The sequence below is a fragment of the Lentzea cavernae genome, assembly GCF_014653695.1.
GTDB lineage: Bacteria > Actinomycetota > Actinomycetes > Mycobacteriales > Pseudonocardiaceae > Lentzea > Lentzea cavernae.
On the sequence record NZ_BNAR01000027.1, the window covers coordinates 91,340 to 103,092 of the forward strand.

The 11,753-nt window shown below is 69.2% G+C and carries 15 protein-coding genes; 9 read left to right on the top strand and 6 right to left on the bottom strand.

The features are described from left to right. Window positions 1-163 precede the first annotated feature (163 nt). The 4 genes from sigE (at window position 164) to tatB (ending at window position 3,271) form a co-directional block, all read left to right on the top strand. A complete protein-coding gene (gene sigE / locus IE307_RS44360; RefSeq protein ID WP_189257209.1) occupies window positions 164-766 on the top strand; it encodes an RNA polymerase sigma factor SigE in 603 nt (200 codons plus the stop codon). Continuing rightward, on the top strand, window positions 763-1,293 hold the full coding sequence (locus IE307_RS44365) for an anti-sigma factor (protein ID WP_229905632.1): 531 nt from the start codon (window positions 763-765) through the stop codon (window positions 1,291-1,293). Before sigE ends, IE307_RS44365 begins: the two co-directional genes overlap by 4 nt. A gap of 65 nt (window positions 1,294-1,358) precedes the next feature. After that, window positions 1,359-2,879 carry a S1C family serine protease gene (locus IE307_RS44370; protein WP_191305517.1) on the top strand — a complete coding sequence of 507 codons (1,521 nt, stop codon included), beginning with the start codon at window positions 1,359-1,361 and terminating at the stop codon, window positions 2,877-2,879. Between the two features lie 17 nt (window positions 2,880-2,896). Further along, window positions 2,897-3,271, top strand: a complete 375-nt coding sequence (gene tatB, locus IE307_RS44375; RefSeq protein ID WP_191305518.1) for a Sec-independent protein translocase protein TatB — start codon at window positions 2,897-2,899, stop codon at window positions 3,269-3,271. Window positions 3,272-3,335: 64 nt separating this feature from the next. On the opposite strand, the gene IE307_RS44380 is transcribed toward tatB, so the two are convergent. Next, complete coding sequence (locus IE307_RS44380) at window positions 3,336-4,481, bottom strand: Mrp/NBP35 family ATP-binding protein (RefSeq protein ID WP_191305519.1); 1,146 nt, start codon at window positions 4,479-4,481, stop codon at window positions 3,336-3,338. A gap of 102 nt (window positions 4,482-4,583) precedes the next feature. Between IE307_RS44380 and IE307_RS44385 the strand changes: the two genes are divergently transcribed. Together IE307_RS44385 and IE307_RS44390 are read left to right on the top strand one after the other, a co-directional pair. After that, a complete protein-coding gene (locus tag IE307_RS44385; RefSeq protein WP_229905633.1) occupies window positions 4,584-5,051 on the top strand; it encodes a MarR family winged helix-turn-helix transcriptional regulator in 468 nt (155 codons plus the stop codon). Then, complete coding sequence (locus IE307_RS44390) at window positions 5,048-5,446, top strand: NUDIX hydrolase (protein ID WP_191305521.1); 399 nt, start codon at window positions 5,048-5,050, stop codon at window positions 5,444-5,446. The genes IE307_RS44385 and IE307_RS44390 overlap by 4 nt, the downstream gene beginning before the upstream one ends. Here IE307_RS44390 and IE307_RS44395 read toward each other — a convergent pair. From IE307_RS44395 to IE307_RS44410, 4 genes are read right to left on the bottom strand one after another with little or no spacing between them, the layout of a single operon-like run. Beyond that, window positions 5,436-5,921, bottom strand: a complete 486-nt coding sequence (locus tag IE307_RS44395; protein ID WP_189158272.1) for a DUF1003 domain-containing protein — start codon at window positions 5,919-5,921, stop codon at window positions 5,436-5,438. The two genes, IE307_RS44390 and IE307_RS44395, sit on opposite strands and share 11 nt — an antisense overlap. Beyond that, complete coding sequence (locus tag IE307_RS44400) at window positions 5,914-7,167, bottom strand: magnesium transporter MgtE N-terminal domain-containing protein (RefSeq protein WP_191305522.1); 1,254 nt, start codon at window positions 7,165-7,167, stop codon at window positions 5,914-5,916. The genes IE307_RS44395 and IE307_RS44400 overlap by 8 nt, the downstream gene beginning before the upstream one ends. A 14-nt stretch (window positions 7,168-7,181) precedes the next feature. Further along, window positions 7,182-8,018 carry an aminoglycoside phosphotransferase family protein gene (locus IE307_RS44405; protein ID WP_229905634.1) on the bottom strand — a complete coding sequence of 279 codons (837 nt, stop codon included), beginning with the start codon at window positions 8,016-8,018 and terminating at the stop codon, window positions 7,182-7,184. Then, on the bottom strand, window positions 8,015-8,350 hold the full coding sequence (locus tag IE307_RS44410; protein ID WP_229905635.1) for a hypothetical protein: 336 nt from the start codon (window positions 8,348-8,350) through the stop codon (window positions 8,015-8,017). The genes IE307_RS44405 and IE307_RS44410 overlap by 4 nt, the downstream gene beginning before the upstream one ends. Window positions 8,351-8,460: 110 nt before the next feature. Here IE307_RS44410 and IE307_RS44415 point away from each other — a divergent pair, with 110 nt between their 5' ends. Together IE307_RS44415 and IE307_RS44420 are read left to right on the top strand one after the other, a co-directional pair. Continuing rightward, window positions 8,461-9,420: an HpcH/HpaI aldolase/citrate lyase family protein gene (locus IE307_RS44415; RefSeq protein ID WP_191305523.1), complete on the top strand. Its 960-nt coding sequence runs from the start codon at window positions 8,461-8,463 to the stop codon at window positions 9,418-9,420. Window positions 9,421-9,565: 145 nt separating this feature from the next. After that, window positions 9,566-9,742 carry a hypothetical protein gene (locus tag IE307_RS44420; RefSeq protein ID WP_191305524.1) on the top strand — a complete coding sequence of 59 codons (177 nt, stop codon included), beginning with the start codon at window positions 9,566-9,568 and terminating at the stop codon, window positions 9,740-9,742. Window positions 9,743-9,775: 33 nt separating this feature from the next. Here the strand turns inward: IE307_RS44420 and IE307_RS44425 are convergent, their stop codons facing one another. Beyond that, complete coding sequence (locus tag IE307_RS44425) at window positions 9,776-10,150, bottom strand: DUF4190 domain-containing protein (RefSeq protein ID WP_191305525.1); 375 nt, start codon at window positions 10,148-10,150, stop codon at window positions 9,776-9,778. 198 nt (window positions 10,151-10,348) lie between these two features. On the opposite strand from IE307_RS44425, the gene IE307_RS44430 reads away from it, so the two are divergent. Continuing rightward, window positions 10,349-11,545, top strand: a complete 1,197-nt coding sequence (locus IE307_RS44430) for an acyl-CoA dehydrogenase family protein (protein WP_191305526.1) — start codon at window positions 10,349-10,351, stop codon at window positions 11,543-11,545. The last annotated feature ends 208 nt before the right edge of the window (window positions 11,546-11,753 follow it).

The window sequence follows — 11,753 nt, forward strand, 5'->3', positions numbered from 1 at the left end:
GGTGAACGCGGCCCGAACCGAAATTCTCAGGGTGCTCTCAGCCCACTCTCACGATCGTTTAAAGAGCGCGGGAGAAGGTACAGAGGCAAGAAGCCAGGCTCGTGTCGGGAACATGCCGGACCCGTCGCTCGTTGAGCCGCACAAGGGTCGCCGGGCGGCCCACATGGAGGTGCCGAAACACCTGATGCGCACGCAGTCGAGTTCGCCGGAGGCCGTCGCGCCCATCGAGACGGCCGACTGGACGCCGCCCTCGTGGGACAGCATTGTCCGCGAGCACGCGGACAGGGTCTACCGGCTCGCGTACCGCCTGACCGGCAACCAGCACGACGCCGAGGACCTCACGCAGGAGACGTTCATCCGCGTGTTCCGGTCGCTCGCGTCGTACAAGCCGGGCACCTTCGAGGGGTGGCTGCACCGCATCACCACCAACCTCTTCCTGGACATGGCACGCAGGCGTTCCCGCGTGCGCATGGAGGCGCTGCCCGAGGACAACGACCGCCTCGAGGGTGACGACCTGTCCCCCGAGGAGATCTACGACGAGAACCACCTCGACCCCGACCTGCAGGCCGCGCTCGACGAGCTCCCCCCGGAGTTCCGCGCCGCGGTCGTGCTCTGTGACGTGGAAGGACTCTCCTACGAGGAGATCGGCGCCACGCTCGGGGTGAAGATGGGTACCGTGAGGAGCAGGATCCATCGGGGCCGCCAGGCTCTGAAGGTCGCGCTCGAACGCCGTCGTCAAGAATCGTTGCTGGAGGACTCTGCATGACCGACCTCCGAGGTTGGGGCCTGCCTGAGCAGCATCTCTTGCCGGATGCCGTGGTCGCGTTCGTGGACGGAGAACTGTCCTCGACCGCCCACGAGCGTGCATCCGCGCATGTTCAGCGCTGTGGCTTCTGCGCTTTCGAGACCTACACGCAGCAGCAGGCGCGCTCAGCCGTGCGCACCGCTTCGGCGCCCACGGCGTCGGCGTCGCTGCTGGACAGGCTCGGAGCGATTCCTCAAGAGGTCGAACTGCCCTCCGCTCCGGACGGGCTCGCGATCACCGAGGACGGCCAGTTCGTCGCCGTCCAGCGCACGGACAAGCCCGCGTTCGGTGCGGGGCCCGTGCTGGGGTCGTCGAGACCGCTGGGGAGCAACGGCTGGTTCAGCGGCCGCCGCGCCCGTCAGGGTGCCGGGGTCGTCGTGAGCGGCATGTTGCTCGGCGCGCTCGCGTTCACCACGCCGGAGAGCGACACGCCCGCCCCCGCCCCGGCGCCGCAGAACGCCGGCGCGGTCTTCGCGACCACCCCCTGACAGTCATTTCACCGTTCGTCAGGCACGCTGTAGTTCAGCACTCCTAGCGGAAAACTCGGGGAGAGATGAGCCAGCAGTCGCCCAACGGCCAGACGTCCACACCCGTTTCCGGAGTGGACGACGGAGCTCATCGCAGGCTCCGGCCACGGCCCCTGGTGCAGCCGCCGGTCGACCCCGCGCACGCCACCGCCTTCGGCCGCCCCGACGGTGTTCCCGGCGCGTTCGCCTCGCGCGACGTGCCCGTGTCCCAGCTCCAGTCCGCGCCGCCGCCTCCCGAGTCCCTCGTGACGGCGTTCGGCCGCCAGGGCTCGGCGGAGCTGTTGCAGCGGCCGCCGCAGCCCACGTCCGACCCGGACCCGGACATCGATCCGGTGTTCTGGGGCGACAAGCCCGCCGGCGACCCGTGGCGCGACCCGGCCTCCGGTGCCGTGATCGGCCCGCCCGCCGTCGGTGAGGACCCTCCCGGCGAACCCGAGCGCAAGCCCGCGCCCGGCCCCCAGCTGAGCGTTCCCGAGCTGCTGTTCGGCCGTCGCGTCAAGCCGACGGCCCTCGCGTTGCTGCTCACGGTCGCTCTCGTCCTCGGCGCCGTCGGCGGTCTCGTCGGCTGGCTGATCGGACGGGCGGGGAACCCCCTGACCGACTCCACCGTCACGCTGTCCGAGGTCGCCCAGGGCAAGGAACGCCCCGCCGGCTCGATCTCGGACATCGCCAAGCGCGTGACCCCCAGCGTCGTCTCGATCGAGTTCAAGGGCGCGAACGTCGCGGGCGTCGGCTCCGGCGTCGTCATCGAGGGCGGCGGCTACATCCTCACCAACGACCACGTGGTCGCCCCGGCGGCCCAGGACTCGTCGGCCAAGCTCAGCGCCGTCTTCACCGACGGCACCCGCGCCGCGGCCCGCGTGGTCGGCCGCGACCCGAAGACCGACCTCGCGGTCATCAAGGTCGAGGTCACCAACCCGACCGTCCTGCAGTTCGGCAACTCCGACGAGCTGCAGGTCGGCGACAGCGTGATCGCCATCGGCTCGCCGCTGCAGCTGTCCAACACCGTCACAGAGGGCATCGTCTCCGCGCTGCACCGCCCGGTGACGGCGGCGGGCGAGAACGGCGGCCCCCAGGTCACCTACGACGCGATCCAGACCGACGCCGCCATCAACCCGGGCAACTCGGGTGGCGCGCTGGTCGACTCGCGCGGCGCCCTGGTCGGCATCAACTCGTCGATCCGCACCGAGACCGGGGGCTCCGTCGGCCTCGGCTTCGCGATCTCCGGCAACCAGGCCCGCAAGATCAGCCAGGAGCTGATCCGCAACGGCCAGGTCAAGCACGCGGACATGAACGTCAACGTGAAGTCCGTGTCCGCGGAGACCTCCGAGGGCGCCCAGGTGCAGAACGTCCCGGCCGGTGGCGCCGCGGCGGCCGCGGGCATCCAGGAGGGTGACGTCATCACCAGGGTCGGCGACCGCATGGTCCGCAACGCCGCCGAACTGGTCGTCGCGGTCAGGGAGCACGAAATCGGCCAAACGGTGCAGGTGACGCTGGCGCGCCAGGGCCGTGAGCTCAAACTGGACGTCACACTCAAGAGCGACTGACAAGTAGGCTGGGGCCTGTGTTCGACAGCATCGGATGGGTAGAGATCCTCATCATCGTCGTCGCGGGTCTCTTCATCCTGGGGCCCGAACGCCTGCCATCGGCCGCGGCCTGGCTGGGCAAGACGGTGAGGCAGGTCCGCGAGTACGCGACCGGCGCACGCGAACAGCTCAAGCAGGAGATGGGGCCGGAGTTCGAGTCGCTCCGCAAGCCCCTCGAGGACCTGAGGGAGCTGCGCAACTTCGATCCGAAGCGCGCTGTCACCAAGCACCTCTTCGAGGACCCGGAGCCCACGAAGTCCAACGGCTACCCGGCGCCGTCGACCCCGCCCGCGGCCGAGCAGCGTCCGCTCGCACCGGGCGAGCGCCCGCCGTACGACCCGGACGCCACCTGAGTTCCCGAGAAACGCACGAGGGGCCCTTCGCGGTGATGCGAAGGGCCCCTCGTGCTTTGTGGTTCTAGCGGCCAGCGGGCGAGACGTTCAGCAGACGGCCGGCCAGGCCGCGCGAGCGCACCGAGAGCTTCGTCGCCACCTCGGTGAGGACCTTCGCGGCGGCCGAGTCCGGCACGGCTTGCACGATCGGCGTGCCCGAGTCGCCGTTCTCCCGCAGGCGCGGGTCGAGCGGCACCTGGCCGAGCAGCGGCACGTCGGAGCCGATGGCCGTGGTCAGCGACTCGGCGACGGCCGCGCCGCCACCGTTGCCGAAGACCTCCATGCGCGAGCCGTCGGGCATCTCCAGCCACGACATGTTCTCGATGACACCCGCCACCCGCTGACGGGTCTGCAGCGCGATCGACCCGGCGCGCTCGGCCACCTCGGCGGCGGCCTGCTGCGGCGTGGTCACCACGAGGATCTCCGCGTTCGGCACGAGCTGCGCGACGGAGATCGCGATGTCGCCGGTGCCGGGCGGCAGGTCGATCAGCAGCACGTCCAGGTCGCCCCAGAACACGTCCGCGAGGAACTGCTGCAACGCGCGGTGCAGCATCGGCCCGCGCCACACGACCGGGGTGTTGCCCGGCGTGAACATGCCGATCGAGATGACCTTCACGCCGTGCGACTGCGGCGGCATGATCATCTTCTCGACCTGGGTGGGACGGCCGTCGGCGCCCAGCATGCGGGGGATCGAGTGGCCGTAGATGTCCGCGTCGACGATGCCGACGGACAGGCCGCGCGCGGCCATCGCCACGGCGAGGTTCACGGTGACCGAGGACTTGCCGACACCGCCCTTGCCGGACGCGACGCAGTACACGCGCGTCAGCGAGCCCGGCTGGGCGAACGGGATGACCGGTTCCTCGGTGCCGCCGCGCAGCGTCTTGCGGAGCTCGGTGCGCTGGGCGTCGCTCATCACGTCCAGGTCGACGCGCACGGACGAGACGCCGTCCAGTGCCTCGACGGCCGCGGTGACGTCCTTCGTGATCTTGTCGCGCATCGGGCAGCCGGCGACGGTCAGGAAGATGCCCACGACCACGGCACCGTCCGTGCCGACCTCGACGTCCTTGACCATGCCGATCTCGGTGATCGGGCGGCGGATCTCGGGGTCCTGCACACCGGCGAGCGCCTTGCGGACGTCGTCGACGGTGGGGAGGGGCTGCGTGGTGGTCACCGATCCATGCTACGTCCGGTTCGTGCCCGTCCTACCGGCCGGTCACTTTCCAGACAGGCCCAGGTCGTAGCCGGGAGCACGCTGTCCGTAACATCGACGCCCGTGCCGGAATCGGGTAGTTCCCGGTTGCCCACCCGTGTCGAGCTCGGGGTGTGGCGATCGTTCCTCCGCGCGCATGCACGGATCACGAGGGTCCTCGAGGCCGAACTGATTGCTGAGCAGCGCCTATCGCTCGCGGCGTACGACGTGCTGGTTCAACTGGCCGAGGCGCCTTCCACGCGCATGCGCATGACCGAGCTGGCCGATGCCGTCCTGCTGTCCCGATCGGGCGTGACCCGCCTGGTGGACCGTTTGGAACGTGCCGGTCTCGTCGGGCGCGAACGCGCCGACGGTGACGGACGCGGCATCGTGGCCGTGCTCACACCGCTGGGCGCCGAACGCCTCCGCAGCGCCTCCACCACCCACCTCGCCGGCGTCGCCGAGCACTTCGGGGAGAGCTTCGGCCCCGGTGAGCTCGAGGCGTTCGGCCGCACCTGTGACCGCTTGGCGTCGGACGACGTGTTCCCGTGATCACGGTGGTGGGACTCGTGCACGTCGAGGCCGGCCGCCTCCTCGTTGTGCGCTCACGCAACAAGAAGGCCTTCTACCTCCCCGGCGGCAAGATCGAGGCGGGCGAGTCCCTGGAAGACGCGGTGCGCCGCGAGGTCCGCGAGGAGCTCGGCGTCGAGATCGACGGCCCCTCGGAACTGAAGCGCTACGTCTCGCTCGCGTACGGCGAGGGCGAGGGCGCGATGGTCGACATGACCTGTTTCACCGCGCGGCTCGTGGGCGAGCCGCGGCCCACGGGCGAGATCGCCGAACTGACCTACGTGACGCGTGACGAGTACCGCGAGCACGCCGAGACGGCTCCCGCGATCCACGAGGTCTTGGACGACCTGGTCGCGAGCGGACGGGTCAGGGCCTGACCTTCTTCAGGTTGTTCTGCTCCTTCACCAGCTTCTCGAGCTCCCCGCGGATGAAGTCGCGCGTCGCCACCTCGCCGAGCGCCAGCCGCACCGCCGCCAGCTCCCGCGCCAGGTACTCGGTGTCCGCCTTGGTCTGCGCCGCCCGCTTGCGGTCCTCCTCCAGCGACACCCGGTCCCGGTCGTCCTGCCGGTTCTGCGCGAGCAGGATCAGCGGCGCGGCGTAGGCGGCCTGCGTGGAGAACGCGAGGTTCAGCAGGATGAACGGGTACGGGTCCCACCGCAGCGACACCGCGACGAGGTTCACCGTGATCCAGGCGACGACGAGCAACGTCTGCCAGAACAGGAACTTGCCGGTGCCGAGGAAGCGCGCGAGCCGTTCGGAGAGCTGACCGAACGTGTCGGGGTCGACCGAGAAGCGGAAGCCGCGGGGTTCGCGGGGCTGGTCGAGTCTGCGCCGGGGCAGTACTTCAGGCATGGCTCAGTCCCGTCTCGCGCCAGTTGTCCGGCAGCAGGTGGTCCAGCACGTCGTCCACGGTGACGGCGCCGAGCAGGTGCTCGGTCTCGTCGAGCACCGGGGCGCACACCAGGTTGTAGGTGGCGAAGTAGCGCGTCACGTCGCTCAGGGACGCCCCCGGCGACAGGTACGCCATGTTCGTGTCGAGGACGCCGGCGACGAGGTCGAACGGCGGTTCGCGCAGCAGGCGCTGGATGTGCACGCACCCCAGGTAGCGGCCCGTCGGCGTCGCGGAGGGGGAGCGGCACACGAAGACCATCGACGCGAGCGCCGGTGTCAGGTCGGGATTTCGCACCCGTGCCAACGCTTCCGCGATCGTCGCGTCCGGCGTGAGGATGATCGGCTCCGGTGTCATCAGGCCACCGGCGGTGTCGAACGAGTACTCGAGCAGCCGGCGGACCGGGGCCGACTCCTCGGGTTCCATCAGTTCCAGCAGCCGGTCCTTGGTGCCCTCGGACAGCTCGCTCAGCAGGTCCGCCGCGTCGTCGGGGTTCATCGCCTCCAGGATGTCCGCGGCGCGTTCCTCGTCCAGGTGCGACAGGACGTCCTTCTGGTCCTCTTCGGACAGTTCCTCGATGACGTCCGCGAGCCGTTCGTCGTCGAGCGCGTCCGCGACCTCGTGGCGGCGCTTGGGCGGCAGCTCGTGCAGCGCGTGCGCCACGTCGGCCGCGCGCATGCCCTCGAACACGGCGACCAGTTGCTGTGCGCCCTGCGGCTGGCCCGCGAGCTCGTTCACGCTCAGGCCGCTGACGTCCTCCCACGGCCAGACCTGCACCGGGCCCTTGAGGCTGAACCGGCCGGTGCGCTCCCGGCCCGCGACGCGGACCATGCGCCAGTCGCGGGTGCGGGTCAGCTCCATCGCGGCGTCCACGACCACGGCCGTGCCGCCGTCCTCGAGCTGGATCCTGGCGTCGAGCAGCTCGCCGATCACCGTGACCTCGTTGACGCGCTGGTGGAACGGCCGCAGGTTGACCGACCCGGTCGCGAGCGTCACGGCGTTCGGCTCGACCGAGGTGACCCGCAGCATCGGCACGAAGATCCGCCGGCGCGTCACCATCTCGACGACCATGCCGAGCACGCGCGGCGGTTGCCGGTCGATGCGGAGGCTGATCACGACGTCACGGGCCTTGCCGATGGGTTCGCCGTCGGGGCCGAACACGGGAAGTCCGGCCAGCTGAGCGATGAAAACCCGGTTCACAGCCACCACGACACCAGGCTAGATCACGGCCGGGCCGCCCACCGGGCGATCTCGGCGCAGATCACGGCTTGGTCCCGCATGTCCTCTTCGAGGCACCAGATCCAGTTGGTGACGGCACGGTAGAGCGTCCAGTCCCGTGATTTCGCCACGTCCAGCTCGCCCGCGTCGCACAGCGCGAGGAACCGCGCCGTCAGCCCCTTGGGCCCGTCCATCTCCTCGAACCTGTTCCACAGCAACGGCAGGACGCACCGCTCGCGATCACCGGACAGCGGCTTCGGGTCGATCATCAGCCACGGTTCGCGGTCGCCGCGCAGCACGTTCTCGTAGTGCAGGTCCGCGTTGACCAAAGTGGTGCCCATCGGCCGGGTGGCCACCTCGCGCGCGGCGTCCAGCAGTGCGCGGGGCACCGCCGGGTGGTCCGCGACGTGGCTCTCGAACCTGTGGATCCCGGGCGGCGCTTCCAGATGGCGGTGGCGGCGCAGCAGCGAGCCGATCACGCCGACGGCCGTCTCGATCGGTTCGTCGAGCAGCGAGTGCGTGTGGTCCAGGCGTTCCAGCAGGAGTGCGCCGAGTTCCTCGTCGTGGTCGAGCAGTTGGACGGCGCCGTTGCCGTCGTAGGTCCGCAGAGCGAGCGGTTCGTGCTCCGTCTCCCGGTCGACCCAGGTCAGCTTGAGCACGGCAGGGTGCCCGTCGGCCCGGCGCACCGGCAGCACGACCGCGCAGAACCCGTTCATCAACGGGCCGTCCGGCGTCAGCCGCCACCGCGAACAGGCTTTCGTGGCCAGTCTCGGCAGCGTCGCCACCCACGCCGGTGCGCCGTCACCGAGTCCCTCGCCGAAGCCCTCGGGCACGGTGATCACGAGGTGAACTCCAGGCGGTACACGGCATCCCACCGCGGCTCGGTGTTGAGCCGCGCGGTCCGCAGGGCCTGCGCCGTCTCGTCGTCGGGCTCGGTCAGGTGCGCGACGGCCTGTGCGTCGATCAGGTGCGAGTGCGTGCTGGGGGAGCGGACGGTGACGGTGACCTGGGTGCCGTCGCTCAGGGGCACGTCCGGTTCGGTGCCGCCGGAGATGACCCACAGGGAGTCGGCTCGCCAGTGGGCGTGCACGAGGCGGGGCTCGTGGCCCGGTGAGGTGATCCAGACGGCCGCGGCCTTGCGCAGCGCCGAGTCGAGGATTCGCGTGATCTCCACCGGTCAAGACTGCCAGGGTCTGTGAAACGGGACTCAGCGAATATGCGCCCGGAGATGATGCGTGCCACTGTGGCGCACGTAGTTACCGGCCGGTACAAGGAGGTACTCCCGTGGTCGACCAGCAGCGTCCCCGTCGCTCGTGCCTTGCGGTCCCCGGCTCCAGCCAGAAGATGATCGACAAGGCGCGCACGCTGCCGGCGGACCAGGTGTTCCTGGACCTGGAGGACGCCTGCGCCCCGCTGGCCAAGCCGGACGCCCGCAAGACCATCGTCGCGTCGCTGAACGAGGGCGGCTGGGGTGACAAGGCCCGCGTCGTGCGCGTCAACGACTGGACGACGGAGTGGACCTACCGCGACGTCACCGAGGTCGTCGAGGGCGCCGGTGCCAACATCGACTGCATCATGCTGCCGAAGGTCCAGACGCCCGAGCAGGTCGTCGCGCTCGACTTCCTGATCACGCAGATCGAGAAGACCATGGGCTACGAGGTCGGCAAGATCGGCATCGAGGCGCAGATCGAGAACGCCCTGGGCCTGAACAACGTCAACGCGATCGCCACCGCGTCCCCGCGCGTCGAGACGATCATCTTCGGCCCGGCGGACTTCATGGCGTCGATCAACATGAAGTCGCTGGTCGTCGGCGAGCAGCCGCCCGGCTACGACGTCGGCGACGCCTACCACTACATCCTGATGCGGATCCTGATGGCCGCGCGGGCCCACGACAAGCAGGCCATCGACGGCCCGTACCTGCAGATCCGCGACGTCGACGGCTACAAGCGCGTCGCCGGTCGTTCCGCGGCGCTGGGCTTCGACGGCAAGTGGGTGCTGCACCCCGGCCAGATCGAGGCGGCCAACGAGGTCTTCAGCCCGAAGCAGGAGGACTACGACCACGCCGAGAACATCCTCGACGCGTACGAGTTCTACACCTCGGAGGCGGGCGGCAAGCGCGGCGCGGTGATGCTCGGCGACGAGATGATCGACGAGGCGTCGCGCAAGATGGCGTTGGTGATCTCCGGCAAGGGGCGTGCCGCGGGCATGTCGCGCGCGAACGTGTGGTCGCCGCCGGAGGACTGATCTCGTCACGGATTGTGCTCTACTTCACCACGAATGTGACCGCACGTGGTCGTTCGTCACAGGTTGCGTTCGAAACTGGTGAAGTGGCGCACAATCCGTCACCGGAGTTTGCGATCTCGCCCCGGTGCGGGTGCATGCTCTGGACATGTCACGTTCAAGTAACGGCAAGACGAGCAAGCGGTTGCGGCTCTTCAAACGCCGTGAGGACGACCTGCTCGAGCGCAGCTTCCGCAGCTGTCCCGGATGTGCCGCCGACGTCCACGTGTTCGCCGACGTCTGCCGTCACTGCGGTGGCGCGCTGGAGATCGCACTCGCGGGCTGAGCGTCCTCCCGGCCCTCGCGGGCTGAGGTCCCGTCAGTAGGTGTTGCCGCTGATCACCGCGGCCATGATGCCGATGTAGAACAGCACGAACAGCAGATAGCCGACGATGACGACGTAGCCGACGATGATGCCCGCGAGCGCCATCCCGTAGCCGTCCTCCTCGCCCCGCTTGATCTTCCCCATCGCGATGTGGCCGAAGATGACGCCGACGATCGACGTCACGCCGCAGGTCGCGAAACCCACGACCGACAGCACGAGCGACACGATGGCGTTCGTCTGGGACTTCGGCGGGACCGGGTAGCCGTAGCCGTACATCGGCTGCTGGCCGTACGGGTCCGGGTGGCCGTAAGGCGGTTGCTGGCCGTACGGATCGCCCGGCTGCTTCGGGTTGTACGGGTCGTACGTCATCGCGATCCCCCTAGATGTGTGAGCGGGATCTTAAGGTCCTGCCGGGGCGTTCGTCGCGCGGGTGAGCGATTCCACTGGCGGGGGAAGCTGTTTCGGTACAGCGGGCACGCGCGTTGTTGCGGAGAGCACACCCCGGTCGCAAACGAGCGTTAACCGGTCCATACTCGCCGGTAACTCTTGCTTCGGAAGGGAAGTGCGATGGCGCGCCTCGCCCAGACCGCGGGTCTCACGGACATCCAGGAAGAAATCCTCGCGACCGTTCGCACGTTCGTGGACAAGGAAATCATTCCGCACGCCCAGACGCTGGAGCACGGCGACACGTACCCCGCCGACATCGTCGACGGCATGAAGGAAATGGGCCTCTTCGGCCTCACGATCCCCGAGGAGTTCGGCGGCCTCGGCGAGTCGCTGCTGACGTACGCGCTGGTGGTCGAGCAGATCGCGCGCGGGTGGATGAGCGTCTCCGGTGTCATCAACACCCACTTCATCGTGGCGCACATGCTCAAGCAGCACGGCACCCCCGAGCAGAAGCAGAAGTACCTGCCGCGCATGGCCGCGGGCGAGGTGCGCGGCTCGTTCTCCATGTCCGAGCCCGAACTCGGCTCCGACGTGGCGGCGATCCGCACCCGCGCGGTCAAGGGCTCCGAGGGCTACACCATCAACGGCCAGAAGATGTGGCTGACCAACGGTGGCACGTCGAACCTCACCGCCGTGCTGGTGAAGACCGACGAGGGCGCCGAGAAGCCGCACCAGAACCTCACGACGTTCCTGGTCGAGAAGCCCGAGGGCTACGGCGAGGTCCTGCCGGGCCTCACGATCCCCGGCAAGATCGACAAGATGGGCTACAAGGGCGTCGACACCACCGAGATGGTGTTCGACGGCTTCGAGATCGCCGCCGACCAGGTGCTGGGCGGCGTCACCGGCCAGGGCTTCCGCCACATGATGGACGGCGTCGAGGTGGGCCGCGTGAACGTGGCCGCCCGCGCGTGCGGCATCGCGATCCGCGCGTTCGAGCTCGCGATCGAGTACTCGCAGCAGCGCAGGACGTTCGGCAAGGCCATCGCGGAGCACCAGGCCATCGCCTTCAAGCTCGCCGAGATGGCCACCAAGGTCGAGGCCGCGCACCTGATGATGGTCAACGCCGCGCGCCTGAAGGACTCGGGCCAGCGCAACGACGTCGAGGCCGGCATGGCGAAGCTCATCGCCTCCGAGTACTGCGCCGAGGTGACGCAGGAGTCGTTCCGCATCCACGGCGGTTACGGCTACTCCAAGGAGTACGAGATCGAGCGCCTGATGCGCGAGGCCCCGTTCCTGCTGATCGGCGAGGGCACGTCCGAGATCCAGAAGACGATCATCTCCCGGGGCCTGCTCCGCGACTACCAGTCACGCGGCTAGGCGCTGTCCTGCAAGTCTCGTCGGGCGACAGCGGCGGACGAGGGCCCCGGAGACGGCACCGCCGCCACGCCCGAATACGCCCGGTATGAGGGCGTGGCGGCGGCACCGCCTCCGGGACTCTCGCCCGCGTCTCTCACCTGACGAACTTGCAGGACAGCGCCTAGCTTGAGTTTTAACCTGTTCGGCGGGGTCGCGGGTTGCTGGATCT